We start from the raw sequence: 24943 nt of genomic DNA on the forward strand, positions 1-24943 counted from the left end.
ATTGACCCTTTTCCGTGATCCAGGTTGCAACCTCTAGATGATAAGCGATGGTTGGCTTGAAGCCAAGCCTACGCACTCGAGACCCCAACCACCTCATTTAGGATAGTCGCCATGAAACTCCCCTTTCGTCTGCCCTGGGCGCACGCCCGGGATCGACCCCCTGTGCCTGAGGCGAAGGCACTCCACCCCCGACCCGGCACGGCGCTGGCGCTGATTGCGGGCGAGGGCGAGGCGCGGTGGACGGGCAGATCATATGCGGCACTTGCGCGGGAGGGGTTCATGAAGAACCCGGTCGCGCATCGTTGCGTGCGGATGGTCTCGGAGGCCGCCGCCAGCATCTCCTTCCTCGCCTATCAGCGCGAGACAGAGCAGCCGGGGCATCCGGCACTTGCCCTCTTGTCACGGCCGAACGGGGCGATGACGGGGGCGGATTTTCTCGAGACGCTCTATGGCCAGCTGCTGCTCTCGGGCAATGCCTATGTCGAGGCGGTGGCCGCGGGCGGGCGTGCCTCTGATCGGGCGGCGGAGTTGCATCTGCTTCGGCCTGACAGGGTGAGCGTGGTGACCGGGGCCGACGGCTGGCCGTCTGCATATGACTACCGCGCCGGCACCAGGGCAAGGCGGATCGCGCTCGATGGTCTCCTGCATCTGAAGCTCTTTCATCCGCTCGACGATCACGAGGGATTTGCGCCGCTCGCGGCCGCGCAAGTGGCACTCGATCTGCACAATGCGGCGGGGCGCTGGAACAAGGCGCTGCTCGACAATTCGGCAAGGCCCTCCGGTGCGCTGGTCTACCAGCCGAAGGAGGGCGGCAATCTTTCGACCGATCAGTATCAGCGGCTGAAGACGGAGCTCGACGAGGGCTATTCCGGCCCGATGCGCGCCGGGCGGCCGCTTTTGCTCGAGGGCGGGCTTGACTGGAAGTCCATGGGGCTCTCGCCCAAGGACATGGATTTCGTCGAGGCGAAGAACGGGGCAGCGCGCGACATCGCACTCGCCTTCGGCGTGCCGCCCATGCTGCTCGGCATTCCCGGCGACAATACCTATGCCAATTACCAGGAGGCCAATCGCGCCTTCTATCGGCTGACCGTGCTGCCGCTGGTGACCCGCACGGGGGCTTCGCTTTCGGTGTTTCTCGGAGAGCTGACGGGCGAGGCGCTGAGGCTGGTGCCGGATCTCGATACGGTCGCGGGGCTTTCGGCGGAACGCGATGCGCTCTGGGCGCGGGTGGGGGCGGCGGCGTTTTTGACGGATGAGGAGAAGCGCGAGGCGGTGGGGTATTGAGGGGTTTGTTGTGCCACAAGCACGGATCCCCTCACCAACAAAATCTGAGGTTTAACCCTGATCGGGCTAAGCCCTCGATTTTGTAACCTCTCCCACAAAGGGGAGAGGTGTCGATGCGGCTGGCGGCGCGTTCCCTCTCCCCCTCTGTGGGGGAGAAAGCGAAATCGAAGGCTTAGGCGAGCGCAAGCCGCCTAAACTTCAGATTTCGCAAGTGAGGGGGTCCGTTCTCTTGGCAACCCTAGCATCACTAGGATGCCGGGTTTGTATGTTCCCGCTAGGATGCTCGCTCGACAGATACGGACACGCGCCCATGGACGCCCAGTCCCAGCTCCCACCCGGTGCCGGTCTCACCGCCGACTGGATCACTCCGGCAGAAGAAGTCGCACTGATGCGGTTTTGACGCAAGGCCCAGGCAGGCAGGACCGGCCGCGGCTTCATGCATCAATTGAACCGACGGAATCAGACTGTGAACTTTCGCCGCCAAGCGATTCCAGGGACTCGACAATCTGCGCCCACTTCACCTGACGGGTGAAGCGCTCGACGAGTGCGTACAAGGAAGAGGAAGCGCCGGCCGCAGCCTGTCGGCGGGATCGTTCCGGCCGGCGCTCATACCAAAGCTAACCGCGAAAGATGAACAAATGACTGACTTCGGCCATGACGGCGGGGTGACCTCCGCGCGCGTGATCGGTGCTATCGCCGGCTCCGCAATCTCGCTGGTCTATCTGCTTCCCAAACATCGCCGCGAGGCGGCCGTGCGCTTTCTGACCGGCGTCGCCTGCGGGCTGATCTTCGGCGGACCGACGGGTCTCTGGGGCGCGGGCCAGCTGGGGCTCGAAGGGCAGCTGTCGACGGCGGAGACCATGCTGGCCGGGGCGACCTTGGCGTCCTTCACCGCCTGGTGGGGGCTTGGTGTGCTGGTGCGGCTGACGGGCCGGGCGGGGGACAAGGTGGGTGGGTGAACGCCTTCATCCTTAAGGAGCGGCTGCGCAGGCAGGGGCCTCGAAGGATGGCGCTAGGTTGTTATCGGTGGCCTTGACCCTTCGAGGCCCGGGGGGTGCGCGGGCACCTCAGGGTGAGGGGGTGCCGGCGGTGCGGCTATCCACCCTCCCCTTGAGGGGGGGTGGAGCGAAGCTCCGGGGTGGGGTGATGACTTCGGCGCCTCCTTCTGGGTTCAGCATTCCACTCGCAGCCGGGATCACCCCCACCCGCCGCCTTGCGGCGACCTCCCCCCTCAAGGGCGAGGTGGGCGGCTGCGGCGGGTACGACGGCAACCCCCCTCTGTTCTCCTTCGATTGCATCGAAGCGCGGACATCTCCTCCACAAGGGGGGAGAGCGGATCGCCGCCGAACGCCCACCGGGGGCCAGGTGGAATGCGACGCCGAGACACAAATCAACATCACGAGGAGACGAGCCATGCAGGCTTTGGAAACGGCGGGTGCGCCGCGGTTTTGTTATGCCGGGCTGACGCTGAAGGGCGTGGCGGGCGATGGGCGGTTTTCGGGTTATGCGAGCCTGTTCGGCGAGGTCGATCTGGGCCGCGATGCGATCGAACCCGGGGCCTTTGCAGCCTCGCTGACCAAGCGCGGGGCGGGTGGCGTGCGCATGCTCTTTCAGCACGATCCGGCCGAGGTGATCGGCCGCTGGACGGAAATCCGCGAGGACGAGCGGGGGCTTTATGTCGAGGGGAGACTGGCGACCGACGTGGCCCGTGCCCGCGAAGTGCATGCGCTGATGAAGGCGGGCGCGCTGGATGGCCTGTCGATAGGCTTTCGCGCGGTCAAGACGCGGGCCGACCGCAAGACGGCCGTGCGGCGGATCCTGGAGGCCGATCTCTGGGAGATCTCGGTGGTGACCTTTCCCATGCTGCCGACGGCCAGGGTCTCCAACGTCAAGCACAGGCGGTTCTACCGCGACAGGGAAACCGAGCTCGTCCGGCTGATGCGCCGGGCGGCTCGCTCGATGGCGAACAATCACTTCACGAAAGGATGAGCGACATGGAAGAGGCGATGATGACAGGGCAGGAGATGATGGGCGAGGCGGGGCGTATGGCGTCTGCTGCAGGCGGGCGGAGCGGCAAGCGGGCGAAGGTGTCGGCGGCGAAGCTCGCACCGGAGGTGAAGGCGGCACCCGATACGGTGACGGCAGCCTTTGCCGAATTCATGACGGCTTTCGAGGCCTTCAAGGAGGCAAATGACGAGCGGCTGGGCGAGATCGAGGAGAAGCTTTCGAGCGATGTCGTGACCCGCGACAAGGTGGAGCGGATCAACAAGGCGATCGACGAGCAGAGCCGTCTGCTCGACGAACTCGTGCTGAAAAAGCGCCGTCCGGCGCTGGAGCGGCCCGGTCGCGACGAGGCGGGGCTTGCCGAACACAAGGCGGCTTTCGAGGCCTATGTGCGGCGTGGCGATGATGCAGCGCTGCGCGATCTCGACCAGAAGGCGCTGTCGGCAGGTGTGTCGGGCGATGGCGGCTACCTGGTGCCGCCGCAGGTGGACGAGGAGATCGGCCGGAGGCTCAGGGTGATCTCGCCGATCCGTTCGCTGGCAACGGTGCGGCAGGTTTCGGGCGCGGTGCTGAAGAAGCCCTTTGCGGCGGCAGGTTTTGCCTCCGGCTGGGTGGCGGAGACGGCGGCGCGAAGCCAGACCGGCACGCCGGAGCTTTCCGAGCTCGCCTTCCCGACAATGGAGCTCTATGCCATGCCGGCGGCAACCCAGGGTCTGCTCGACGATGCCGCCGTCGACATCGAGGCCTGGATTGCGGCCGAAGTCGACATCGCCTTTGCCGAACAGGAGGGCGAGGCCTTCGTTTCGGGCGACGGGGTTCTGAAGCCGAAGGGGTTTCTGTCTTACGAACAGGTGGATGACGCATCCTGGGAATGGGGCAAGATCGGCACTGTCTCGACGGGGGCGGCGGGGGCTTTCGCGGCAAGCGGCGCCTCGGACGTGCTGATCAACGCGGTCTATGCGCTGAAGGCTGGGCACCGGCAGAACGGCACATTCGTCATGAGCCGCCGCAGCCAGGGCGCGGTGCGCAAGCTGAAGGATGCCGACGGCAACTATCTCTGGGCGCCGCCGGCGCGGGCCGGTGACCCCGCCTCGTTGATGGGTTTTCCGGTGGCCGAATCCGAGGACATGCCGGAAATCGCGGCCAATGCCACGGCGATCGCCTTCGGCGATTTTCGCGCCGGATATCTCGTGGTGGATCGGGTGGGTGTGCGGGTGCTCCGCGATCCCTATTCGGCCAAGCCCTATGTGCTGTTCTATACGACGAAACGTGTGGGCGGCGGCGTGCAGGACTTCGAGGCGATCAAGCTGGTGAAGTTTTCGGCGTGAGTTTTTGACCCTCCCCTTGAGGGGGAGGGTCGGAAGCTCGGTTACCCCCACCCGCCGCTTCGCGGGACCTCCCCCACATGGGGGGAGGTGGGCCCGCCCCAGCACTTCGGCTCCCTCATGTTGAGGTGGGCGCGGCGCGCCCCTCGAAGCATCCCATGTCTCAACTCTTCAGGGTGGCCTCGCCCTTCGAGGCCGGGCGTGGCCCGGCGCCTCAGGGTGAGGGGTGCGCCTGCAATCCGCTTTCAAGGAAACTCCCATGACCATCATTGAACTCACTCCACCCGCCGTGGAGCCGCTGACGCTTGTCGAGATCAGGGCGCATCTGAGGCTCGATACGGAGGACGAGGATGCGCTGCTTTCAGCGCTTGCCACGGTTGCCCGCGAGCATCTGGAGCGCGAGACGGGGCTGGTGCTGGCGGAAAGGGATTTCCGGCTCTGCATCGACGACTGGCCGGCGGATGGGGTTGTGACCATTCCGCGTGGGCCGGTCCGGGCCATCACTTCGGTGATCGTTTATGACGGGGACGGCGAGCCGCAGGCGGTGGATCTCGAAGGGCATCTGCTCGATGGGCAGGCGCGGCCGGCGCGGCTTTGGCTGCGGGATGTGCCGCAGCCGGGGCGGGCGATGAACGGGATCGAGGTGGAGTTTTCGGCTGGTTTTGGCGAGAGCGGCGCAGATCTACCGGAGACGCTGAAGCGGGCAATGCTTTTGCATGTGGCGGCAATGTTTGCCTGCCGGGGCGTGGTGGCGGTCGAGGCCCAGCCGGCTGTGGTGCCGCCGGGTTACGACCGGCTGATTGCGCCCTTTTGCCGGCGGGGGCTTTGACCATGGCGCTGCTCGATATTGATGCCGGGCGGCTGACGGCGCGGCTGGTGCTGGAGCGGCCGGGGGCGGTGGAAGATGGGCAGGGCGGGGCTGCGACCGGCTTCGTCGAACTGGCCCGTGTCTGGGCGCTGGTCGAGCCGCGCAGCTTTGCCGAGGAGGAGAAGGGGCCGGGGCTTGTGGCGACCGTCACGCATCATGTGACGGTGCGGGCCCGTGGCGATCTCGTGGCCGGGCAGCGTTTTCGAAAAGGAGCGCGTGTGTTCGATATCCTGGCGGTGCGCGATCCGGACGAGACGGGCCGTTTTCAGCTGGCGCTTTGCCGCGAGGTGACGGGATGAGCGGCGGCGCCAGACAAGGGCGCGGATCCGGGCGGCGTGGCGTGGCGCTGGAGGAGACGGGCAGGCAACTCGCAGACATCTTGCGGCGGGCACTGGCGGTCCGTGTGGCGAAGCTGAGCGATCGGGCCTCGGCGGAGGGGGCCTGGATGGACGCGGATGGGCCGGCGACCGAAGGCCGGGGTGCCGACGGACGCGATAACCGGGTGACTGGTGAGGCGCGGACGGACGGCTAGCCAGATGGAAGCTTCGCGGACACCGGCTGTGCGCGAGAGTCACGAAAGAGCCGGTCGGCGTCACACGGCAAAGCCTTGGGAGAATGTGAGATGACGAATGCAGTCAATGCCGTGCTGGCAGCGCTTCAACAGGCGGTCAAGGCGGACACGGCACTGACAGCCGCGCTCGGACCCCAGGGCCTGTCCGACCGAACGGTCCGGCCGCAACGCTTTCCGGCGCTGGTCGTCGGCACGGTCGAAGCGCGCGATTTTTCGACCGGCGAGGCTGAAGGCGCGGAGATCCTGTTGACGCTCGAGGCCTGGAGTGCGGTCTCCCGACGTGAGGCCGAAGGGCTGGTGGCGGAGGTGAGGCGACTGGCCGACAGCTTGCCGGAGGGGCTCGATGGGTTTCGGCTGGTCAATTTTCGCCACCGCCGGACGACGAGCCGGCGCGAGGTGAAGACGGGGCTGTTCGTGGCCGAGGCGGGGTTTCGGGCGGTGGTGGAGTGATGTGTCCAATTGCTGCGACCTCATCATCCTGAGGTGCCCGCGCACCGCGCGGGTCTCGAAGGATCCGGTAGCAGTTTTTCTGTGGCCTCGATCCTTCGAGGCAGGGCTTTGCCCGGCGCCTCGGGATGAGGGATGGACGGTCGCCGAGTGGGTGCCCAAGTCCGCCTTGCCGCGACAAAGTGCGGCCCTCTGGAAACTGCCCGGGTAATCGGCTATCTTTCGATAAAACCTTCCATGGGTGGATCGATGGGCCTGATTGCGCAAAGCCTGGGTGGCAGGGCGGCGGATCCGGAAGACTTTCCGGAGCTGCAGACCCTGCTTGCTCGCATCGAAGCCGCCTGCGATCCGATTGATGTCATCCTGTATGGCAGTCGTGCACGCGGCGCGGCAACGGCACAAAGCGACTGGGATCTGAAGGTGATCGTTTCGGACGACGCGCCGGAGACGCTGATGTCGCCGCTGTTTGGCTGGCGCCTGCAGGAAGGCTCAGGGGTGCATGCAGACGTTTCGGTTGCGCGCCTTTCGGATTTCCAGGCGGACCTTCAGGTCGCGAATTCTGCGGCCAGTCACATCGTAGACGACGGTATTTTGCTTGTCCGCTGAACTGCACATCGCCAACGCACTGCGGTTGGCGCGTGAGGATCTGGAGGCGGCGATCTTGCTTGCGGCTGCCGATAACCGCAATGACGCCTATCACGCACAACAGGCTGCGGAGAAAATGCTGCTGGCCCTTCTGACGGCGGAGGGTATCCGGGCCGAGCGCCGGGATAGCCACCGCATCGACGTGTTGCGGGATCTGCTGCCCGACACGAATCCATTTAAGGCGCGGTTTGCACCGCTGACTTTCCTGACGGTGTTCGCGACGACCTATCGCTATCCCAAGGACGCCGGTCGAATTCCGGCGCGGGCCGAACGCGTTGAACTGGAAGCAGCACTCGCAAAGCTGAAGCAAATCCTGACCGATCTCGCGGGGTATTTTGGCGTCGAGCTTCTCGCCTCGGATCGTTTGCCAGCAACGACGTCAAGCCCACCGCGCGCCTAGACCTTGACCCGTCCCCGCTTCGCAATCACCGCCAGCGCCAGGATGGCCGCAAAGCCGGTGGCGGCGAAGAGGGTGGCAAGCACGAGGCCGGCGTCGATGCCGGCGCGGTCGATGACGGCCGTCATCAGGACCGGGGCCGTCGCATTGGCGAGGTTTTGCGGCAGAGCGAGGCGCGCCGACTGGCGGGCGAAGCGGCTGGCGGAGAAGAAGGCGAGCGGCAGCGTGGCGCGCGCAAGCGTTGCGACACCGGAGCCGAAGCCGTAGAGCGCGGTGAACATCAGCAGGCTCGACGGCGTGCCGGATGAGAAGATCAGAAGCAGGGTCGAGCCGGTCAGCATGGCCATGCCGGCAAGCCCGGTGGTCACCGGCGAGGAGCGCTTGCCGAGCACCAGATCGAAGGCGCGGGCAGCAATGCCGAAGACGGCGCGCAGCGATCCGAGCTGGAGCGCCAGAGCCGGCGTGGCGCCGGAGAGTTCGAGAATATGCAGGAGCTGCGGCGACAGTCCGAAGGTCATCAGGCTGGCGAGCGAGGTCGAGAGCGCAATCAGCAGGAAGGCAATCGTCGCCATGCGACGGCTCAACTCCAGCGGCTCCCGGGCATCCGCGGCGAGGTCCTCGGCCGAGCGGGCGATCGCGATGCGGCCGAGGGACAGATGGATCGGCAGCGCCAGAAATAGCTGTGCTGCGGCTGCTGCCAGCAGCGCGCCGCGCCAGCCGAAGGCCTCGCCGGCCAGCGTCAGCAGCGGCCAGCAGACAGCAGAGGACAGGCCGGTAAAGATCATCAGGATGCCGATGGCGCGGCGGGCGCCGTGACCCTCGCGCTCGACGACGGCGGCAAAGGCCGGCACGGTGAGCGCAAAAGATCCGCCGGCGCCGAGGATCAGCCAGGCGATTGCATAGGTGACGATGCCGGTGGAGAGCGCCAGCATGGCAAGGCCCGTGGCCATCAGGATGGAGCCCATGGCGAGCACCTTCGAGGCGCCGTGGCGGGCGATCAGTCGGCCGGTCCAGGGTCCGAGAAAGGCCATTGTCAGCATCATTACGGTGAGTCCGGCAAAGGCGGTCTCGTTGGCGAGTCCGAGATCGGACGCCATGGCCCGGCCGAAGACCGCCGGCATTTCATAGGTCGTGCCCCAGCCGAGGATCTGCGAGACCGCAAGCGCGGCAACGAGGAGGGTGCGGGGCATGTTCATGGGAGACTCAGGCGGATAGTTCGGGGCGGGGGTTTTCTTCTAGGCCGGTTGTAGGGTGGGCGATAGGGTAAAATCTTAGGGTGCGCGCGTGTTAGGGCGTGCCCAGTACGAGGTCCTCATGCTGAGCTGCCCGAGCCAGGCGAGGGCCTCGAAGCATCCGTCTTGTTGGTGGCCTCGGCCCTTCGAGGCCCGGCATTGCCGGGCACCTCAGGGTGAGGGGACGCATGGGTGTGCCGCTGCCACTCTCCCCTTGAGGGGTGATGCGGCATATCTGGGCAAGACGTGGGCTCGTTAAGCCGCGCCCATCTCACAGTGCCCCTTTCTTGGAAAATCTGAAGTTTATGCAGCTTGCGCAGACCTCAAGCCTTCTCATCGCCTTCGCGCGGCGTCGCGCTCAGGCCTTCGTTTGCTGAAATCGATTCACTGGATCGATTTCTGGCCTTCGGCCACCGCTCGAGTCCTGTCTGGGACGGGTTCCTTCCCTCAAGGGGACGCATGGGAGCGCTGCCCACCCTCCCCTTGAGGGGGGGGGATGCCGATTCCGGCTGTGCCCATTCTGGCGAAGATCACCCCACCCGCCGCTTTGCGGCGAACTCCCCCTCAAGGGGGAGGTGGGAGCGCCGCCGGCGCCTCCCCCCCGACAGACAATCACAGACATCATCAAAGGAGAGACACCATGGGCGCGCAGAAGGGCAAGGACCTGTTGCTGAAGGTCGAGGATGGGGCGGGGTTTGTGACGGTGGCGGGCTTGAGGGCGAGGCGGCTCGCCTTCAATGCGCAATCGGTCGATGTGACCGATAGTGAAAGTGCCGGGCGTTGGCGGGAATTGCTGGAGGGAGCGGGTGTCAGGCGGGCGGGGCTCACCGGCTCAGGCCTGTTCAAGGATGCGGCTTCGGACGCACTGGTCAGGGCGGCCTTCTTTGCAGGGTCGATCCTGACTTACCAGGTGGTGATCCCGGATTTCGGCACGGTGACCGCACCGTTTCAGGTGACGGCGCTGGACTATGCCGGCAATCACGAGGGCGAGGTGACCTTCGAGATCGCGCTGGAATCGGCCGGTGCCGTTTCCTTCGCGGCACTGTGAGGTGGTCATGCGGGGCTATGAACGCGAGATGCGCGAGCCGGTGACGGTCAACCGCGCCAACCGCCATCGCGGCGAGGTCGAAGGCGTCATCGACGGCGAGCGGCGCATTCTCTGTCTGACGCTCGGTGCGCTTGCCGAGCTGGAGACCGCTTTCGGGGCTGACAGTCTCACGGATCTCGCGACGCGGTTTGCCGGCGGCCGGCTGAAGAGCGCCGATCTGACGCGCATCCTCGCTTGCGGCTTGCGTGGCGGGGGAAACCGCGTTTCGGATGCCGATGTCGCCGAGATGGCGGTCGAGGGCGGCGTGGCGGGTGCAGCGAAACTGGTGGGCGATCTGCTGGCGGTGACCTTTGGGGCTGAACCAGACGCGCAGGATCTGAGATCAGGCGAGGGCGGCACCTCCCCTTGAGGGCCGCAGGCGGGCGAGACGTCCGGCCGTTTCCCTGGGGATCGGTGATGACGCTTGGTTTCTCCCGTCTGCGGCTTTCTCCTCACGTTTTCTGGGGCCTGAGCCTGCCGGAGCTGGCGGCAATGGCGGGGGCTTTCGGTGAGTCCGGTGGCCTGTCGCGGCGCGAGGTGGAGGCTTTGATGCGGCAGTTTCCGGATTGAGCGTCGGCGTGAGTGCCTCTCCCTCGGGGCGAGGATCGGGTGACGCTTGCGTCGAAGCCACCCTCCCCTTGAGGGGGAGGGGGAGGGTGGACCGCAGGTTCGGGGTGGCGTGAAATCCAGCAGGATTTGCTGCCGAGAGCAGGTTCACCCCACCCGCCGCTTCGCGGCGACCTCCCCTCAAGGGGGGAGCGAACTGTCGTCGCCTCATACTGAGAAACCCTGCCCGCGCCGGGGCCTCTAAGGATCCATTCAGCAACTGGATCGATGGCCTCGCCCTTCGAGGCCCTCGCGGTGCGAGAGCACCTCAGGGTGAGGGGAAAGTGATGCCAGGCATCACGGATGTCTCCTGCCTGTCCGTCAGGCCCTTTCACGAAAGGACATTTCCATGACCGATGACGACACACTTTCGGTCGCAGTCGACCTCGATGCGGTTGCAGCGCTTTCCGTGCTCGACGATCTCGAAAGCCGGTCGGCGAGTTTCGGCCGGGCGCTGACCTCGGCGCTCAAAGGTGCGACGACAGGCGGCAAGGGGCTGGAGGAGGTGTTGCGCGGGGTCGGGCTGCGGCTCACCGACATCGCACTCGCCTCGGGCCTGAAGCCGCTCGAGACCCTGCTCGGCAACGCGGCGGGCAGCCTGATCGGCAGCCTTTCCGCCGGGTTTGGATCGGCGCTATCCGGAGGCGGGGTTACCGCCTTTGCGCAAGGCGGCGTGCCGGGACGGGTCACGCCGTTTGCCGAGGGCGGCGTCGTGGCAGCGCCCACCTACTTTCCGATGGCCGGCGGGACCGGACTGATGGGCGAGGCCGGGGCGGAGGCGATCCTGCCGCTGAAACGCGGTGCGGACGGCGCGCTCGGCGTGGCGGCTGAGGGCGGCGGTGGCACGACGGTCATCCATTTCCAGGTGACGGCAAGCGATGCAGCGAGTTTCGCCAGAAGCGAGGGGCAGATCACGGCGATGCTGGCGCGCTCCGTGGGGCGCGGACGGCGTGGGATGTGAGTGGGGAGCGAGTAGGGAGTAGGGAGTAGGGAGTAGGGAATGGCTTACCCCTCATCCGGCCCTGCGGGCCACCTTCTCCCCGCAGGCGGGGAGAAGGAAAGGGCGGCCGGCGTCGGAAGCTGCAATCAAGCAAGCGCGGCCGGCGCCCGGCCTGTGCTCAGGCGACGACCTCCAGATCCGGGGCGCGAAACTCGTCGGCGGTGGCAAGCATCGGGACGCCGTGGAATTTGGCGCAGGCATAATGCAGGCAGTCGCCGAGGTTCAGGCCGTGGCGGCCATGCCGATAGCGATGGGCTGCCTCCGAGGAGAGCCGAACCGTCTCAGTGGCTGGCGGCAGATCGCGGATGTCGATGCCGCGGGCTTCGAGAAATTCCGTAGGCTTCGAGAAATTCCGTCACCAGGGCCTGAACCGCAGGCACCGGAAGATTGAGCTTGTCCGGGCGGGCGAGACCGAGAACCGTTTCGAGGACAGCGACCGGGGAAGTGAACGGCCGCGTGAGGGATGCGAGCGCATCGGACACGCGCTGTGCTTCCGGCTCGTCCGAGAGAAGGGCGATAATCGCGCAGGCGTCGACGAACATCAGTTGTCGTCCCACAGGTCATCGAAGACTGCGCGGGGAAGGGGACGCCGGGCCCGTTCCGCCAGCACGATCTGGTGTTTTTTCCTGAGGCGCGCGGCCGTTTCCAGCGCTGTTTCGGCGCGATTGCGCCGTTCGATCGCCTCCTTCATGGCGATCACGATCGCATCGGTGATGCCGACGCCTGCCATCTCGGCGAACTGCCGCGTCAGCGCATCGGCTTCCGGATTGTTGACATTGATGGCCATGGCGGCTCCATGTAGATGTTTTCCGCTTTCAATGTAGATGACAGTGGTCGCTTTTCCAAGGGGCGCAAGCCGCGCCTTGGGCAGCCGGTCGGCGCCAAGCCTGGCATGCAATGACCGTTTGTACGACAACGGAAGTTGGGTCTACGGTCACTCGTTTCGCAGGGAGATGCGCATGGATTCGAAGTGGAGCGTTCGCCAGAGCCAGCAAGTCGTCAAGGATCGCTGGATCGATCTGCGAGCCGAGACGTGTGAGACGCCTCAGGGACAAGAGATCGATCCCTACTACGTGCTCTCCTATCCCGACTGGGTGAACATTGTTGCCATCACCGAAGACCAGCATCTGGTGCTAACGCGGCAATATCGACATGCTGCCGGGCGGACTTTCCTTGAGTTGCCAGGTGGAGCGGTAGAGGACCTGGACAAGGATCTGGAGGTGGCCGCACGGCGCGAACTGCTGGAGGAAACCGGCTACACCGCCCCGCATTTCAATCTGGTCGCCTCCCGCTTTCCCAATCCTGCCTTACAGACAAACAGACTTCATACCTTCCTCGCCCAGGGTGCCGTGCGCACGACCTCACCAAACCTGGACGCGGGCGAAGAGGGCTTGACAGTGGAACTGAAGAGCCTGGTCGGTTATCTCGAGTGGATCGTGACCGGACTGCTGGAGCAGGCCTTGCATGTGTCTTCGTTGCACACGGCTCTGATGACTGCCGGTTATCTGACGATTGTACCAAACGGCAGATCTCGCTGATCGCGCCGATCCCTTCCCTGGAAAAATCCGTCAATACATCATGAGGCGCCCCAAGCGGGTGTGCCTCGATCTATGTCTTGGAGCCCGTCATGGCCTTTCACGAACAGCGTTTTCCGTTGCGCCTGTCGCTGACGACGAGCGGCGGGCCGGGGCGGCAGACGGATATCGTTTCGCTCTCCAATGGCCGCGAGGCGCGCAATCGGCGCTGGCGATTTTCGAGGCGCCGGTATGATGTCGGTACCGCGGTGCGCTCGGTCGCCGATCTCTATGCTGTGCTGGAATTCTTCGAGGCGCGCGGCGGGCAGCTGCATGGGTTTCGCTTTCGCGATCCCGTCGATGGCTCCTCGGCGCGGCCGGGTGAGGCTGTGACGCCGCTCGACCAGTGGATCGGGGCGGGCGATGGCGAGACCTCGGCTTTTCAGTTGGTGAAGGCCTATGGCGATGGCGCGGCGGTCGAGCGGCGGCCGGTGGTGAAACCGGTGGCGGGTTCGGTGCGGGTTGCGATCGACGGGGTAGAGCAGACGGGTGGGTTTTCTGTCGATGCGACGACCGGGATGGTTACGTTTGCGGCGGGTCATGTGCCGGGAGAGGGCGCGGAGATCCGGGCGGGTTTCGACTATGACGTGCCAGTCCGTTTCGACACCGACCGCATCAAGATCGATCTCGAAGCCTTCCGGGCCGGGCGCATTCCCTCCATTCCGTTGATCGAGGTGATCCCATGAGACGGCTTCCCGCAGCGCTCGCCGCCCATGTCGCGACCGGCGAGACGACGCTCTCCCGGGCGTGGCGCGTTACATGCCGCGACGGCTTCCAACTGGGGTTTACCGAGCACGACCAGCGGCTGATCTTCGCCGGTACGGTGTTCGAACCGGGCGCCGGATTTGCGGCGACCGAGGCAAGCAGCGCCAGCGGGTTGGCGGCGCCGGGTGCCGAGGTGCGTGGCGGCTTTTCGAGCGAGGCGATCACCGAAGACGACCTCGCCGCCGGGCGTTTTGACGGTGCGCGGGTCGAGTGTTTTCTCACCAACTGGCAGGCGCCGGAGGAGCAGCACGCGCTGATCTCCTTGCAGGAAATCGGCGAGGTCAGCCGCGCAGGACCGGGCTTTTCGGCGGAGCTCCGCAGCTTTGCCCATCGCCTGCAGCAGGCGGAGGGGCGGATCTATAACAGGCGCTGCGACGCCGATCTCGGCGATGACAGGTGCCGGGTCAACATGGACATCGGCAATCGAAGAGTGGCGGGCGTCGTTGCCGAGGTGCTCGCGGCCGACCGGCTGACGGTGTCTGGCCTACCGGGCGTGGGCGAGGGGCATTTCCGGCTCGGGCATCTCAGGTTCGACGATGGCCTTCTGGCCGGCAAGCGGCTGGCGATCGAGGAGAGCAGTGCTGTGGTGGGTGGGCTGCTCACGCTGAGGCTCTGGTTGCCGCTGGAGGCGCGGCCGGGGGCGGGCGATGCCGTGACGCTGACGGTCGGCTGCGACAAGAGTTTTGCCACGTGTCGAGCAATCTTTGGCAACCCGCTGAATTTCCGCGGTTTTCCACATATGCCGGGCAGCGACTTCGCCTATTCCTATGTCAGCGGCGACAGCACCCATGACGGCGGGGTGTTGTATCGGTGAGGTCTCAAAGACCCTCGCCTTGAGGGGGAGGGGTCCGTTCTCGCTGCCCCTCATCCGCCTGCCGGCACCTTCTCCCCGCAGGCGGGGAGAAGGCCGAGACGGCCGACGCTCGCGCCCGCTCACCCTGCTTGCGGGGAGAGGGCAGGGTGAAGGGCAAAAGCTGCCGATCTCTCGGAGCCGTGAGCAGGAGGACACCATTGACCATATCCCAACCCTTTGACGCCCTGACGCTGCGAGGGCGCACCTCGGGGCGGGGAGAACCCTGACAACGCCGACATCCCCCAAGCATGAAAGGACTGTCCCCATGAAGATCATTTGCCCCGACGGAAACGGTTATGCCTATTACGTTCAGGCGGTCGACGAGAGCCGCTATATCAGGGCGAGGGGTGTGGAGACCTTCATCGTCAAGGCCGGGGATTACTGGAACGGTCCCGAGGGTAGCGATGCGGCGAACTTTCGCGAGCGCTGCGAGGCGCGGGTGACTACGGAAGACGCGATCGGCTCCACCTGGCGTTACCAGTTTCACCTGCAGATCCCGCAGGGTTATCCGGAATATAGCCCGAAGCAGACGCTCGGCCAGTGGCATAACGGGACCTATGACACCGTCTTCAATCGCTATGAAGAGGGTGTTTTCACGATCTGCCTCAACAATAAGGAAGCCGGCAGTTTCGTCGAATATCAGACGCCGTTGAACAAGGGCGTATGGAATACCTTCGTCTACACCTTCACCTGGCATGCGAGCCTCGGGGCGATTGCAGCCTCGGTCAATGGCCGGACGGTGGTCAAGGAGACCGGCATCCCGCTCGTGCCGGCCACGACCCAGTCGATGCATTTCAAGTACGGTATCTATCGCAACATGCGTGCAGGCCTGGTCGGCCCCGTCCAGGAGGCGAGCTACCGGCTCGTCAGCCGGGCGGCGGGGTGAGGGCCAAGAGGCCCCACGCCTGCGCCCCCTCTCCCCGCTTGCTGGGCGAGAGCACTCAGGGTGAGGGGAAATGCTGGGGTATGCCGCACGATGAACTTCCGCGCTTCAATCTTCGAAGTCCGCATCAAATGGCAGATCCGGTGGACGCATGCGCCCATGACGGATCGTGACGATGACGATGTGGTCGGCCTCTATGATGTAGTCGAGCAGATGGTCTCCGATGACGAAGGTTCTGGCTCCTGGAACGGGCAGGCTTCTGGCAACCGGGCCGGCTTCAGGATGCGCGCCAAGCACGAGTCTTGCATTCGAGATGCGCGCGATGAAGTTTTGCGCCCCGGCCGGGCTTCGCTGCTGCAGGTACCGTATTTCCGTTCGAAGCCAGCTTGCTGCCGATTTCGAAAGGAAGACGCGCATCAGGCGACCTTGTCGGATGCGATGCGTTCAAGGTCTTTGAGGACCTGGTCGATGTCCTCCACGTCGCCGGCGGCCACCTCTTCGAGGCCCTGTCGATAGGCGAGGATTTCCGCCCCCTCCCGCTGGAGATAGGTTCTGAGCGCGCGCACGATGACCCAGCTCCGCGAGCGTTCGGTCGCCTGCGCGATCGTCTCGATGTCGGCGAGCACATCCTCGGGGATACGGAGCGTAATCGGATCAGATAGAGGTGGCTTGGTCATCGTGATCCTCCGGTACAAGCGTAATACACTGTAATACGGATTTGGTGATGGATGAAGGGGCCTCTTGCGAGGCGGCAGACCTCATCCTGAGGAGCCCCTGCAGAGCAGGGGCTCGGAGGATACTGCAGCAGATCTGGCCTCGACCCTTCGAGGCCCTCGCTGGGCGAGGCACCTCAGGGTGAGGGGAAATGCTGTTGCTCGCTCTTCGCCTCCATGGCGGCGATTCCCTTCGCGCGATCCCTTCGTCCATTCCAAACTCACCGCTTCCCAATCCAACCGCCCAAACCGGAGCCTCCCCATGTCCGTCAACACATCCGTCCTGGCGATTGCCGGGACCTGGATCGGCACGCCCTATCGGCATCAGGGATCGGTGAAAGGGGTGGGCTGCGATTGTCTCGGACTCGTCCGCGGGATCTGGCGGGAGCTTTATGGCAAAGAGCCCGAGGCTGTGCCGGCCTATGCGCCTGACTGGGCGGAGCGGGCGGGTGAGGAGCGGTTGCTGGCCGCGGCCGGGCGGCATTTTCTGGCGGTTGCGTCCTTTGCGGAGAGCCGGGCGGGGGATCTCGTGCTGTTTCGCTTTCGGCCGCATCTGGCGGCGAAGCATGCGGGCATTCTGGCCTGCATGGCGTCGGAAGCGGGCGGCGGTGCGATGGACGCCGCAGGGGAGCGGTTGTCGGCGGAATACGCTCCCAGTCAGCCGCCGCCCAATGCTTTCATCCATGCCTATGAACAATCGGCGGTAACGCTATCGGCGCTCGTGCCGGCCTGGCGGCGCAGGATTGCCGGCATCTACCGCTTCCCCGAAAGGATCTGAAGATGGCGACCATTCTTCTGCAGGCGGCGGGCGCTGCCCTCGGCTCCGTCTTCGGGCCGGTCGGGGCGGCGATCGGCCAGGCCGCGGGTGCACTCGCCGGCAGCATGATCGATCGGAGCCTGCTCTCGGGCACCCGCGAAGTGAACGGTGCACGGCTGTCTTCTGCGCGCATTTCCGGCGCCAGCGAAGGCACTGTCATTCCGAGGCTCTATGGCACCGCGCGGCTGGGCGGCACGCTGATCTGGGCGACGCGTTTCGAGGAAGAGACGGTGACCGAGCGCACCGGGGGCAAATCCTCCGGCGGCACGCGCACCACGACCTATCGCTACTTTGCCAATCTGGCACTCGGGCTCTGCGAAGGGCCGATCGCGGGCGTGCGGCGGGTCTGGGCGGACGGGCGAGAACTCGACACCACCGAAATCGAGATGCGAGTCTATCGCGGCACCGAGAGCCAGCCGGCCGATCCGCTGATTGCGGCCAAGCAAGGCGCGGACAATGCGCCAGCCTATCGTGGGCTTGCCTATGTCGTCTTCGAGCGGTTGCCGCTCGATGATTTCGGCAACCGCATTCCGCTGATCCAGTTCGAGGTGATCCGACCGGTCGGGGCGCTGGAGGAGAAGATCCGGGCGGTGACGATGATCCCCGGCGCGACGGAACACGGTTATGCGACGGTGAGGATCTCGGATGCGCCGAGCGAGGGCGCGAAACGCTGGCTGAACCGCAACACGCTTGTTGCGGCCACCGACTGGCAGGCCTCGCTGGACGAATTGCAGGCGCTTTGCCCTGATCTCGAAAGCGTGGCGCTGGTGGTGGCCTGGTTCGGCACGGATTTGCGCGCCGGTGATTGCCGGGTGCTGCCGGGGGTGGAGGTCGGCTACCGCAACGAGGAGAGCCGGCCCTGGAGTGTCGCGGGGCTGGCGCGGGGCGATGCCTATGTGGTGTCGCGCCACAGCGGTGGTCCGGCCTATGGCGGCTCGCCGAGCGACGAGAGCGTGATCGAGGCCATCAGGGACATCAAGGCGCGCGGGCTGAAGGTGACGCTCTATCCTTTCGTGCTGATGGACATTCCCGCCGGCAACGGGCTGCCCGACCCCTATGGCGGCGCCGAGCAGGCGGCCTATCCCTGGCGCGGGCGGATCACGGCCTATCCTCCCGGAAGCGACAAGACGGCCTCGGCGCGGGCGCAGGTCTCCAGCTTCGTCTACCGCAGCGACGGCTATCGACGCCTCGTATTGCATTATGCGGCGCTTGCCGCCGCTGCCGGTGGTGTCGGCGCCTTTCTGCTGGGCTCGGAACTGCGCGGGCTGACCGTCCTGCGCGATGAGGCCAACGCCTTTCCTTTCGTTGAGGCACTGGTGGCGCTCGCCGGTGAAGTACGGGGTCTGCTCGGCGGCGGGACGGCGATTTCCTATGGTGCCGACTGGACCGAGTATTTCGGCCATCAGCCGCCGGATGGCTCGGGCGACGTTTTCTTTCACCTCGATCCGCTCTGGGCGAGTCCTCACATCATGGCTGTCGGCATCGACAACTATATGCCGCTCGCCGACTGGCGGGACGAGGATCTGGAGGCGGAAAGCCCCGATGGTTTCACCGGAGCGGACGATGCCGAGGGATTTGCGCGGACGCTGACATCGGGCGAGGGCTTCGACTGGTTTTATGCGAGCGAAGCGGATCGTCGCGCGCGGGTGCGGACGCCGATCACCGATGGCGCCTATGGCAAGCCTTGGGTCTTCAGGTTCAAGGACCTGAAATCCTGGTGGGAGAACCCGCATTTCAACCGGATCGGTGGCGTCGAGCAGGCGAGCCCGACGGCTTGGGTACCCCGCATGAAGCCCTTCTGGATGACCGAGGTCGGTTGCGGCGCGGTCGACAAGGGGGCGAACCAGCCAAACATTTTCGTCGATGCCAAATCGGCCGAGAGCGGAAGGCCTTACTTCTCTGCGGGTGCGCGCAGCGACAGCCAGCAGCGCCGCTTTCTGGAGGCGCATCTTGATCACTGGACCGGCAGTCTCCTGCCGCCTGATATGGTCGATCCGTCGCATGTCTATGCCTGGACCTGGGACGCGCGGCCCTATCCGGCCTTCCCGCAGAACATGGCGCTCTGGGCAGACGGATCGAACTGGCGCACGGGGCATTGGTTGAACGGCCGCCTGGGCACGGCGACACTGGCCGACACGATCGCGGCGATCCTCAGGGATCACGGCTTTGCCGATTTCGACGTGTCGGAAGTGGCGGGTGACCTCGGCGGCTATGTGAAGGGTGATCTGACCTCGGCGCGTGATCTGATCGAGCCCTTGCTCGAACTGTTCCAGATCGACGTGATCGAGGACGCCGGACGTTTGAAATTCCGCACCCGGCCGACGGCGAGCCTGGCTGCACGTGAGATCACGGTCCTTGCCGACATCGCCGATCGTCCGCTGTGGAGCGAGACGCGCGGCCATGACAGCGATTTTGCTTCCGAGGCACTGGTGACCTTTTATGATCCGGCGTCGGATTATGTCGAGGCGAGCGTGCGCTCGCGCAAGGTGGAGGCGGCGACCGATCGGCAACTGGCCCGCGACCTGCCGGCGGCGATGCCGGAAGAGACCGCACTTGCTGCCGCCGAAGGCTGGCTGCGCGACAACCGGCTGGCGCGGCGCACGGTTCAGCTGGCGCTCGGGCCGCAGGAGATCGTGGTCGAGCCGGGTGACGTGCTGCGCTTTCCCGAAGGGCCAGAGGGGCGGTTCCTGGTGCAGGGCATCGACGAGGGCTTCGAGCGTCGCCTGACCCTCAGGGCCTTCGCGGGCAAGGTCTCCGCACCCGTGCCGGTGGTCGAACCTGGACGGGTGGTCGACGGTGGAGGTGCGGCCGGCTTTGCGCCGGTCGTGCAGTTTCTCGATCTGCCGAGGCTGGAGGGTGCAAGCCATGCCGGTGACGCGAGCGTTGCGGCATATGGCCGTCCTTGGCGGCGGCTTGCGGTGTCGAGCTCTCCGGAAGCGGAGGGCTATCGGCTGCGGCTGACGCTGGATCGGCCGGCGACGCTGGGACGGCTTGTGGAGCCGCTTCTCCCGGGACCTGTCGGGCGCTTCGATGGGGCGAATGCCCTGGTGGTCGAGGTGCTTGCAGGAGCCTTTGCCTCGGCCAACCGCATGGCTGTTCTCTCCGGCGCGAACCGGATCGCGGTCCGGACCGGCACCGGTGGCTGGGAGGTCATCGGCTTTGTCGAGGCCGAGGAGATCGCGGTCGGACACTTCCGGCTGACAGGCCTCTTGCGCGGGCTGGGCGGCACCGAGGATGCGATGGCAGCCGGTGCCGCAGCCGGGGCCGAGATCGTGGCTCTCGACGAAGCGGTCCGGTCGCTGGGGCTCGCAAATGCCGAACGCGGGGCGGCGCAGAACTGGATCCTCGAGCCGATGGGGCTCGTGAGCGAGCTTTCCGGCCCGCATGTCTTTGCCGGCGGATTGCGGGCGGAGACGCCGCTATCGCCCGTGCATGCGAAGGTGCGGCGGCAAGCGACAGGCGATCTCGCGATCACCTGGATTAGGCGCAGCCGCATCGAAGCCGAGGCCTGGACAGAGGGCGAGGTGCCGCTCGACGAGGCGGAGGAGCGCTACCGGTTGGAGATCCTTGATGGCGGCACCGTGCTTCGGGTGGTCGAGGTGACCGAGCCCGCCTGGACCTATGCCGGTGCCGATGAACTGACAGATTTCGGCGTGCCGCAGACGGCGCTTGGCCTTCGGATCCGCCAACTCGGACGGCTGGCCGCTGGCATGCCGCTCCAGGCGGTGGTTCCCATCGATTGAAAACCATTCAACAGGAGGATGACATGCTGGAGATGAAACCCTGGTACCAGTCGAAGACCGTCTGGGGCGCCCTGATCGCCATTGCCGCCCCGCTTCTCGGCCGGGCCGGACTGGAACTCGGCGGCGCCGAGCAGGCCGAAATTGCCGAGGCATTGACGACGCTTGCCGGCACGGTCGGAGGATTGCTTGCGCTTTATGGTCGGCTGACGGCGACGAAGGGTGTGGGTGGGTGAGGACGGGCGTGCGACCTTCCCATTGGGTTGCTTTTGCAGCCGTCGTGATTGACCATCAACCGCGATCCACACTCGGAGCCCACGCATTCATTTGCCATTCAGACGCCTTGCGGTACATAATTTGCCAAAGTGGACGTCATCCAACGAAGAAGCAGCAATGGCATCTTTCATGAAATACGCGGGCCTGGCATTGGCCGTGACCGTGGCGGCTTTGCCGGCGACGGGAGGCGATGCCGTGGCGGCGGATTGCAGGCAGGCTGCGGAGCGCGTGGTCGCCGAGGTCGGCGGGCAGTTGCTTTCCGTGCACGAATCGGGCGGTGAATGCGTGATCGTCGTGCTCGTACCGGGCAATGGCAACGAACGGCCGCGCAAGGTCACGATGCGGGTCGCCGAGTGACCTGCCTCCGGGATTGAAGAGCTTTCCGCACCGAGGGGTGAACGCATGCGCATTCTCGTCGTCGAAGACGATGTCAATCTGAACCGCCAGCTCGTCGAGGCGCTGCAGGAAGCGGGCTATGTCGTCGACAAGGCTTTCGATGGCGAGGAAGGTCATTTCCTCGGCGAAACCGAACCCTATGACGCCGTTATCCTCGACATCGGCCTTCCCGAGATGGACGGCATCACGGTGCTGGAGAAATGGCGTGCGGCAAGCCGTGTCATGCCTGTGCTGATCCTGACGGCGCGCGACCGCTGGTCCGACAAGGTTGCCGGCATCGATGCCGGCGCCGACGACTATGTCACCAAGCCTTTTCATGTCGAGGAAGTGCTCGCCCGCATTCGCGCCCTGATCCGCCGTGCCGCAGGCCATGCATCCTCAGAGATCGTCTGTGGACCGGTCCGGCTCGATACCAAGAGCTCGAAGGCGACCGTCGAAGGCGTGACGCTGAAGCTCACCTCGCACGAATACCGTCTTCTTTCCTATCTGATGCATCACATGGGCGAAGTCGTGTCCCGGACCGAACTGGTCGAGCATCTGTATGACCAGGATTTCGACCGCGATTCCAACACGATCGAGGTCTTTGTCGGTCGTCTGCGCAAGAAGCTCGGTGTCGACATGATCGAAACCGTGCGCGGCCTCGGCTACCGCATCCAAGCCCCGGCGAAATGAGGATCCGCTCGCTCACTGCGCGCGTCCTCATCCTTGCCACGCTCTGGTCGGCGCTGGCCTTGGTGACGATTGCGGTAGCGATTTCAGCCCTGTATCGCCAGGGCGTCGAACGCGGCTTCAACAATCTCCTGCGGGCCCAGCTCTATAACGTCGTCAACTCCGTTTCGATCGGCGACAGCGACAGCCTGACCGGTTCACCGGCGCTGGGTGACCTCAGGTTCTCCCAGCCCGCGACGGGCTGGTACTGGCTGGTCGAGCCGCTCGGCAACTATGCCACGGCACCGCTCGCCTCCGCCTCGCTCGGGGTCGCGAACCTTGCCGTCCCCGACGTGGAAGCGACGCCTTTCGACCAGAACTACGAACGCTATTACGAAATGACCGATGATGTCGCCAACCACATCCGCGTTGCCGAAACCGAAGTGGTGCTCGACGACCAGGGACGGGCGGCACGCTTCCGGGTGTCGGGCAATTTGCAGGTGGTCGAGGACGAGATCGCCTTTTTCACGAGCCGTCTCTACGCCGCGCTCGCCGTGGTCGGCATTGGCGGGCTGATCGTCAACGGTCTTGCCATCCTCTATGGCCTGAAGCCGCTCGACCGCGCGCGCCGGGCGCTGGAGCGCATTCGGCGTGGTGAGGCCGAGCGCATCGAAGGCGATTTCCCGAGCGAGGTTCAGCCGCTTGCCAACGAGATCAACGCGCTGATCGACAGCAACCGCCGCATTGTCGAGCGGGCCCGCATGCAGGTCGGCAATCTCGCCCATTCCCTGAAAACGCCGATCGCCGTGCTTTTGAACGAGGCACGCACCCTGGAGAAGAACCAGGCCGAAGTCATCGCGACCCAGGCCGAGGCGATGCAGGCGCAGGTAAGCTCCTATCTGAACAGGGCGCGGATTGCCGCCCAGCGCGACAGTGTGCTGGCCCGCACCGAGGCGCAGCCGGTCATGGAGCGGCTTGCGCGGGTGATGCGCAAGCTGAACGCCGATATCCTCTTCGAACTCGATGTCGCACCGGACCTGACCTTCGCGATGGAGCAGCAGGATGTCGAGGAGGTTGTCGGCAATCTGCTCGAAAACGCCTCCCGCTTTGCCCGCACCAAGGTCGTCACCAAGGCCGTGATGACGGCCCGCGATGATGAGCCGACCGATGGCCGACGCGGCTGGATCGAGGTGGTGGTCGAGGATGACGGGCCGGGGCTCGCCCCCGACCAGATCGGCGAGGCCCTGAAACGCGGCCGAAGGCTCGACGAGAGCAAGCCCGGCACGGGGCTCGGACTATCGATCGTCAAGGAGATTTCAGGGGAATATCAGGGCTCTTTCGGCCTCTCGCGCGCCGGCATCGGCGGGCTTCGCGCACAGTTGATCCTACCAGCTGTGACCAAGGACACTGCGTGATTGATTTTCCTGTGAAATTACATAGGTGTATAAGACGGCCTTGAGCCGGTCGAAGGCCGTCATCCGCTTTGCGCGAACCCGTCGGCCTCGACGACAGAAATCGACGGGACTTGGAACGGTCTGATGGGTGTGAAGCACTTCGGGATACTTGCAGCCACTGGCCTCGTGTCGCTCGCGCTTGCGGGCTGCACCACATCGAGTGGCGGACGCAGCGCGACCGCCAATTCCGCGGTTTATATCGCAGCCCTTCAGGGTGGCATCGTGTCCCGGACGGGCGTCGAGCTCTCGCGCAGCGAAACGCAGCGCGCACTCGAAGCGGAATACCGCGCGCTCGAGGCGGCCCCCGGTGGCCAGCCCGTGACCTGGGCAGGCGGTGAGGTGCGCGGCGAAGTCGTCGCAGCTGCCCCCTATCAGGTCGGCCAGCAGAACTGCAGGCAGTTCACCCACAAGGTATATCGCAGCGGCCGCGAACTGCAGGCCCGCGGCGCGGCCTGCCGCAACTCGAACGGCACCTGGACGCCGCTGAGCTGAGGCGCAGGCGGACCCGCAGCCCTTGCAGCTTGCCTTCTAGCGCAGTCATCCGAATCGTCTTCCTAAAGTGTATGCTCTGGCGTACACTGCGCAAATGACGCGCTTTGAGATCGAGGTGTATCTGACAGAGGATGGCGAGGCGCCTTTCCAGGCATGGCTCGATGCGATTGCCAGTTCTGAAATCAGAACCCAAATCTTGGCCCGCATCCGCCGCGCATCATTGGGTAATTTCGGCGATTGGAAACCGTTGGTGGCGCGCACGGCATTTTTGAAATGCGGATCCATGCCGGAGCCGGTTGCCGCGTGTTCTACACGGTCGTCGGAAATACGGTGGTGCTGTTGTTGGCAGGCGCGACGAAGAAAGATCAGAGGCGGACGCTCGAAAGGGCCAAGGTCTATCTGGAGGACTATCGCAAGAGGATGAAGCCGTGAACAAGCCAAGCAGACCGTTCGATTTCGACCGCTATGAAGAGCTGCTGAGGGACCCGGAGAATGCAGCCATTTATCTTGCGGAGTTCCTTGAAAGTGGTGACATGGAGCTCTTCCAGGAGGCCCTGCGTCACGTTGCCAAGGCGCAGGCTGGCGGGCTGGCAGGTGTGGCGGAACAGGCGCAGCTGAACAGGGGCAGCCTTTACAAATCCCTGTCGAAGAACGGCAAGCCACAGTTTGAAACCTTGGCCAAGATACTGGCCACGATGGGGCTGCAGTTCACGATCACGCCCACACAGCACCAGTCTTGAGGTCTTTCCACTTGACTTGGGTCAAGGCTGGGCGGGTTATGCAGGCTTAGAGAATTCTTGCGGCCAAACGCCTCAACTTTGCGTCAGGGGAGGTTTGGCTGTTGGAAAGCACCTGTCCTTGCCGTA

32 protein-coding genes are annotated in these 24943 nt (G+C 65.1%); 26 read left to right on the forward strand and 6 right to left on the reverse strand.

Translation table 11 applies throughout. The annotated features are described in order from the left end of the window. Nucleotides 1-111 precede the first annotated feature (111 nt). The 9 genes from QWE_RS16345 to QWE_RS16390 all read left to right on the forward strand — a co-directional run bounded on the left by QWE_RS16345 (nt 112) and on the right by QWE_RS16390 (nt 7544). A complete protein-coding gene (locus QWE_RS16345; RefSeq protein ID WP_040300430.1) occupies nt 112-1284 on the forward strand; it encodes a phage portal protein in 1173 nt (390 codons plus the stop codon). Nucleotides 1285-1922: 638 nt separating this feature from the next. Beyond that, nucleotides 1923-2243, forward strand: a complete 321-nt coding sequence (locus tag QWE_RS16350; protein ID WP_006727268.1) for a DUF6107 family protein — start codon at nt 1923-1925, stop codon at nt 2241-2243. A gap of 454 nt (nt 2244-2697) precedes the next feature. Next, nucleotides 2698-3273, forward strand: a complete 576-nt coding sequence (locus QWE_RS16355; RefSeq protein WP_006727269.1) for an HK97 family phage prohead protease — start codon at nt 2698-2700, stop codon at nt 3271-3273. Between the two features lie 56 nt (nt 3274-3329). After that, complete coding sequence (locus QWE_RS16360; RefSeq protein WP_040300542.1) at nt 3330-4616, forward strand: phage major capsid protein; 1287 nt, start codon at nt 3330-3332, stop codon at nt 4614-4616. A 256-nt stretch (nt 4617-4872) separates the two neighbouring features. Beyond that, nucleotides 4873-5442, forward strand: coding sequence for a head-tail connector protein (locus QWE_RS16365; RefSeq protein ID WP_006727271.1), 570 nt, complete (start codon nt 4873-4875; stop codon nt 5440-5442). Nucleotides 5443-5444: 2 nt separating this feature from the next. Next, nucleotides 5445-5780: a phage head closure protein gene (locus QWE_RS16370; protein ID WP_006727272.1), complete on the forward strand. Its 336-nt coding sequence runs from the start codon at nt 5445-5447 to the stop codon at nt 5778-5780. A gap of 323 nt (nt 5781-6103) precedes the next feature. Beyond that, nucleotides 6104-6502 carry a DUF3168 domain-containing protein gene (locus tag QWE_RS16380; RefSeq protein ID WP_006727274.1) on the forward strand — a complete coding sequence of 133 codons (399 nt, stop codon included), beginning with the start codon at nt 6104-6106 and terminating at the stop codon, nt 6500-6502. A 234-nt stretch (nt 6503-6736) separates the two neighbouring features. Continuing rightward, a complete protein-coding gene (locus QWE_RS24480) occupies nt 6737-7105 on the forward strand; it encodes a nucleotidyltransferase domain-containing protein (protein WP_052018212.1) in 369 nt (122 codons plus the stop codon). Next, complete coding sequence (locus QWE_RS16390; RefSeq protein ID WP_006727276.1) at nt 7095-7544, forward strand: HEPN domain-containing protein; 450 nt, start codon at nt 7095-7097, stop codon at nt 7542-7544. The genes QWE_RS24480 and QWE_RS16390 overlap by 11 nt, the downstream gene beginning before the upstream one ends. On the opposite strand, the gene QWE_RS16395 is transcribed toward QWE_RS16390, so the two are convergent. After that, complete coding sequence (locus QWE_RS16395) at nt 7541-8737, reverse strand: MFS transporter (RefSeq protein WP_006727277.1); 1197 nt, start codon at nt 8735-8737, stop codon at nt 7541-7543. The two genes, QWE_RS16390 and QWE_RS16395, sit on opposite strands and share 4 nt — an antisense overlap. Nucleotides 8738-9413: 676 nt before the next feature. Between QWE_RS16395 and QWE_RS16400 the strand changes: the two genes are divergently transcribed. The 4 genes from QWE_RS16400 to QWE_RS16415 all read left to right on the forward strand — a co-directional run bounded on the left by QWE_RS16400 (nt 9414) and on the right by QWE_RS16415 (nt 11427). After that, on the forward strand, nt 9414-9821 hold the full coding sequence (locus QWE_RS16400; RefSeq protein ID WP_006727278.1) for a phage major tail protein, TP901-1 family: 408 nt from the start codon (nt 9414-9416) through the stop codon (nt 9819-9821). A gap of 7 nt (nt 9822-9828) precedes the next feature. Further along, nucleotides 9829-10230: a gene transfer agent family protein gene (locus QWE_RS16405; RefSeq protein WP_006727279.1), complete on the forward strand. Its 402-nt coding sequence runs from the start codon at nt 9829-9831 to the stop codon at nt 10228-10230. Then, entirely contained in the window at nt 10227-10430 is a 204-nt protein-coding gene (locus QWE_RS24800) for a phage tail assembly chaperone (RefSeq protein WP_040300433.1), read from the forward strand. The genes QWE_RS16405 and QWE_RS24800 overlap by 4 nt, the downstream gene beginning before the upstream one ends. A 385-nt stretch (nt 10431-10815) precedes the next feature. Further along, nucleotides 10816-11427: a phage tail tape measure protein gene (locus QWE_RS16415; RefSeq protein WP_006727281.1), complete on the forward strand. Its 612-nt coding sequence runs from the start codon at nt 10816-10818 to the stop codon at nt 11425-11427. 157 nt (nt 11428-11584) lie between these two features. Here QWE_RS16415 and QWE_RS25925 read toward each other — a convergent pair whose 3' ends face one another. The 3 genes from QWE_RS25925 to QWE_RS16425 are packed head-to-tail and all read right to left on the reverse strand — an operon-like array spanning nt 11585 to nt 12253. Beyond that, on the reverse strand, nt 11585-11779 hold the full coding sequence (locus QWE_RS25925; protein ID WP_338058792.1) for a type II toxin-antitoxin system VapC family toxin: 195 nt from the start codon (nt 11777-11779) through the stop codon (nt 11585-11587). Then, a complete protein-coding gene (locus QWE_RS25930) occupies nt 11748-12008 on the reverse strand; it encodes a type II toxin-antitoxin system VapC family toxin (RefSeq protein ID WP_006727282.1) in 261 nt (86 codons plus the stop codon). The genes QWE_RS25925 and QWE_RS25930 overlap by 32 nt, the downstream gene beginning before the upstream one ends. Further along, nucleotides 12008-12253, reverse strand: a complete 246-nt coding sequence (locus tag QWE_RS16425) for a type II toxin-antitoxin system VapB family antitoxin (RefSeq protein ID WP_006727283.1) — start codon at nt 12251-12253, stop codon at nt 12008-12010. The genes QWE_RS25930 and QWE_RS16425 overlap by 1 nt, the downstream gene beginning before the upstream one ends. A gap of 172 nt (nt 12254-12425) precedes the next feature. On the opposite strand from QWE_RS16425, the gene QWE_RS16430 reads away from it, so the two are divergent. From QWE_RS16430 to QWE_RS16445, 4 genes are all read left to right on the forward strand, one after another. Beyond that, on the forward strand, nt 12426-13004 hold the full coding sequence (locus QWE_RS16430) for an NUDIX hydrolase (protein ID WP_006727284.1): 579 nt from the start codon (nt 12426-12428) through the stop codon (nt 13002-13004). Between the two features lie 89 nt (nt 13005-13093). Next, entirely contained in the window at nt 13094-13726 is a 633-nt protein-coding gene (locus QWE_RS16435) for a DUF2460 domain-containing protein (protein ID WP_006727285.1), read from the forward strand. After that, on the forward strand, nt 13723-14619 hold the full coding sequence (locus tag QWE_RS16440) for a DUF2163 domain-containing protein (RefSeq protein WP_006727286.1): 897 nt from the start codon (nt 13723-13725) through the stop codon (nt 14617-14619). The genes QWE_RS16435 and QWE_RS16440 overlap by 4 nt, the downstream gene beginning before the upstream one ends. 304 nt (nt 14620-14923) lie before the next feature. Next, nucleotides 14924-15544, forward strand: a complete 621-nt coding sequence (locus QWE_RS16445) for a heparin lyase I family protein (protein WP_006727287.1) — start codon at nt 14924-14926, stop codon at nt 15542-15544. 105 nt (nt 15545-15649) lie between these two features. On the opposite strand, the gene QWE_RS16450 is transcribed toward QWE_RS16445, so the two are convergent. Next, complete coding sequence (locus tag QWE_RS16450; RefSeq protein WP_006727288.1) at nt 15650-15958, reverse strand: type II toxin-antitoxin system RelE/ParE family toxin; 309 nt, start codon at nt 15956-15958, stop codon at nt 15650-15652. Beyond that, nucleotides 15958-16218: a CopG family ribbon-helix-helix protein gene (locus QWE_RS16455; protein WP_006727289.1), complete on the reverse strand. Its 261-nt coding sequence runs from the start codon at nt 16216-16218 to the stop codon at nt 15958-15960. Before QWE_RS16455 ends, QWE_RS16450 begins: the two co-directional genes overlap by 1 nt. Before the next feature lie 298 nt (nt 16219-16516). Here QWE_RS16455 and QWE_RS16460 point away from each other — a divergent pair, with 298 nt between their 5' ends. From QWE_RS16460 to QWE_RS16500, 9 genes are all read left to right on the forward strand, one after another. After that, entirely contained in the window at nt 16517-17032 is a 516-nt protein-coding gene (locus QWE_RS16460; protein ID WP_006727290.1) for an NlpC/P60 family protein, read from the forward strand. A 2-nt stretch (nt 17033-17034) separates the two neighbouring features. Next, on the forward strand, nt 17035-20814 hold the full coding sequence (locus QWE_RS16465; RefSeq protein WP_006727291.1) for a baseplate multidomain protein megatron: 3780 nt from the start codon (nt 17035-17037) through the stop codon (nt 20812-20814). Nucleotides 20815-20837: 23 nt separating this feature from the next. Continuing rightward, the gene (locus QWE_RS16470) at nt 20838-21047 is read left to right on the forward strand and encodes a hypothetical protein (protein WP_006727292.1); all 210 of its coding nucleotides are present in this window, start codon (nt 20838-20840) and stop codon (nt 21045-21047) included. A gap of 157 nt (nt 21048-21204) precedes the next feature. Continuing rightward, nucleotides 21205-21444 carry a hypothetical protein gene (locus QWE_RS16475; protein ID WP_006727293.1) on the forward strand — a complete coding sequence of 80 codons (240 nt, stop codon included), beginning with the start codon at nt 21205-21207 and terminating at the stop codon, nt 21442-21444. Nucleotides 21445-21489: 45 nt separating this feature from the next. Continuing rightward, complete coding sequence (locus QWE_RS16480; protein ID WP_006727294.1) at nt 21490-22155, forward strand: response regulator transcription factor; 666 nt, start codon at nt 21490-21492, stop codon at nt 22153-22155. Further along, nucleotides 22152-23546, forward strand: coding sequence for an ATP-binding protein (locus tag QWE_RS16485; RefSeq protein ID WP_006727295.1), 1395 nt, complete (start codon nt 22152-22154; stop codon nt 23544-23546). The genes QWE_RS16480 and QWE_RS16485 overlap by 4 nt, the downstream gene beginning before the upstream one ends. A 123-nt stretch (nt 23547-23669) precedes the next feature. Then, nucleotides 23670-24077, forward strand: a complete 408-nt coding sequence (locus tag QWE_RS16490) for a hypothetical protein (protein WP_006727296.1) — start codon at nt 23670-23672, stop codon at nt 24075-24077. 237 nt (nt 24078-24314) lie between these two features. Then, nucleotides 24315-24509, forward strand: a complete 195-nt coding sequence (locus QWE_RS25290; RefSeq protein ID WP_006727298.1) for a type II toxin-antitoxin system RelE/ParE family toxin — start codon at nt 24315-24317, stop codon at nt 24507-24509. Next, the gene (locus QWE_RS16500) at nt 24506-24817 is read left to right on the forward strand and encodes an addiction module antidote protein (RefSeq protein WP_006727299.1); all 312 of its coding nucleotides are present in this window, start codon (nt 24506-24508) and stop codon (nt 24815-24817) included. Before QWE_RS25290 ends, QWE_RS16500 begins: the two co-directional genes overlap by 4 nt. Nucleotides 24818-24943 lie beyond the last annotated feature (126 nt).

Origin of the sequence: Agrobacterium albertimagni AOL15 (genome assembly GCF_000300855.1) — a bacterium.
Classification (GTDB): domain Bacteria; phylum Pseudomonadota; class Alphaproteobacteria; order Rhizobiales; family Rhizobiaceae; genus Allorhizobium; species Allorhizobium albertimagni.

Bases quoted from the DNA above. Each gene is read 5' to 3' on its own strand.
- QWE_RS16345 (WP_040300430.1), top strand. From the start codon at position 112: ATGAAACTCCCCTTTCGTCTGCCCTGGGCGCACGCCCGGGATCGACCC.
- QWE_RS16350 (WP_006727268.1), top strand. From the start codon at position 1,923: ATGACTGACTTCGGCCATGACGGCGGGGTGACCTCCGCGCGCGTGATC.
- QWE_RS16355 (WP_006727269.1), top strand. From the start codon at position 2,698: ATGCAGGCTTTGGAAACGGCGGGTGCGCCGCGGTTTTGTTATGCCGGG.
- QWE_RS16360 (WP_040300542.1), top strand. From the start codon at position 3,330: ATGGCGTCTGCTGCAGGCGGGCGGAGCGGCAAGCGGGCGAAGGTGTCG.
- QWE_RS16365 (WP_006727271.1), top strand. From the start codon at position 4,873: ATGACCATCATTGAACTCACTCCACCCGCCGTGGAGCCGCTGACGCTT.
- QWE_RS16370 (WP_006727272.1), top strand. From the start codon at position 5,445: ATGGCGCTGCTCGATATTGATGCCGGGCGGCTGACGGCGCGGCTGGTG.
- QWE_RS16380 (WP_006727274.1), top strand. From the start codon at position 6,104: ATGACGAATGCAGTCAATGCCGTGCTGGCAGCGCTTCAACAGGCGGTC.
- QWE_RS24480 (WP_052018212.1), top strand. From the start codon at position 6,737: ATGGGTGGATCGATGGGCCTGATTGCGCAAAGCCTGGGTGGCAGGGCG.
- QWE_RS16395 (WP_006727277.1), bottom strand. From the start codon at position 8,737: ATGAACATGCCCCGCACCCTCCTCGTTGCCGCGCTTGCGGTCTCGCAG.
- QWE_RS16400 (WP_006727278.1), top strand. From the start codon at position 9,414: ATGGGCGCGCAGAAGGGCAAGGACCTGTTGCTGAAGGTCGAGGATGGG.
- QWE_RS16405 (WP_006727279.1), top strand. From the start codon at position 9,829: ATGCGGGGCTATGAACGCGAGATGCGCGAGCCGGTGACGGTCAACCGC.
- QWE_RS16415 (WP_006727281.1), top strand. From the start codon at position 10,816: ATGACCGATGACGACACACTTTCGGTCGCAGTCGACCTCGATGCGGTT.
- QWE_RS25930 (WP_006727282.1), bottom strand. From the start codon at position 12,008: ATGTTCGTCGACGCCTGCGCGATTATCGCCCTTCTCTCGGACGAGCCG.
- QWE_RS16425 (WP_006727283.1), bottom strand. From the start codon at position 12,253: ATGGCCATCAATGTCAACAATCCGGAAGCCGATGCGCTGACGCGGCAG.
- QWE_RS16430 (WP_006727284.1), top strand. From the start codon at position 12,426: ATGGATTCGAAGTGGAGCGTTCGCCAGAGCCAGCAAGTCGTCAAGGAT.
- QWE_RS16435 (WP_006727285.1), top strand. From the start codon at position 13,094: ATGGCCTTTCACGAACAGCGTTTTCCGTTGCGCCTGTCGCTGACGACG.
- QWE_RS16440 (WP_006727286.1), top strand. From the start codon at position 13,723: ATGAGACGGCTTCCCGCAGCGCTCGCCGCCCATGTCGCGACCGGCGAG.
- QWE_RS16445 (WP_006727287.1), top strand. From the start codon at position 14,924: ATGAAGATCATTTGCCCCGACGGAAACGGTTATGCCTATTACGTTCAG.
- QWE_RS16450 (WP_006727288.1), bottom strand. From the start codon at position 15,958: ATGCGCGTCTTCCTTTCGAAATCGGCAGCAAGCTGGCTTCGAACGGAA.
- QWE_RS16455 (WP_006727289.1), bottom strand. From the start codon at position 16,218: ATGACCAAGCCACCTCTATCTGATCCGATTACGCTCCGTATCCCCGAG.
- QWE_RS16460 (WP_006727290.1), top strand. From the start codon at position 16,517: ATGTCCGTCAACACATCCGTCCTGGCGATTGCCGGGACCTGGATCGGC.
- QWE_RS16465 (WP_006727291.1), top strand. From the start codon at position 17,035: ATGGCGACCATTCTTCTGCAGGCGGCGGGCGCTGCCCTCGGCTCCGTC.
- QWE_RS16470 (WP_006727292.1), top strand. From the start codon at position 20,838: ATGCTGGAGATGAAACCCTGGTACCAGTCGAAGACCGTCTGGGGCGCC.
- QWE_RS16475 (WP_006727293.1), top strand. From the start codon at position 21,205: ATGGCATCTTTCATGAAATACGCGGGCCTGGCATTGGCCGTGACCGTG.
- QWE_RS16480 (WP_006727294.1), top strand. From the start codon at position 21,490: ATGCGCATTCTCGTCGTCGAAGACGATGTCAATCTGAACCGCCAGCTC.
- QWE_RS16485 (WP_006727295.1), top strand. From the start codon at position 22,152: ATGAGGATCCGCTCGCTCACTGCGCGCGTCCTCATCCTTGCCACGCTC.
- QWE_RS16490 (WP_006727296.1), top strand. From the start codon at position 23,670: ATGGGTGTGAAGCACTTCGGGATACTTGCAGCCACTGGCCTCGTGTCG.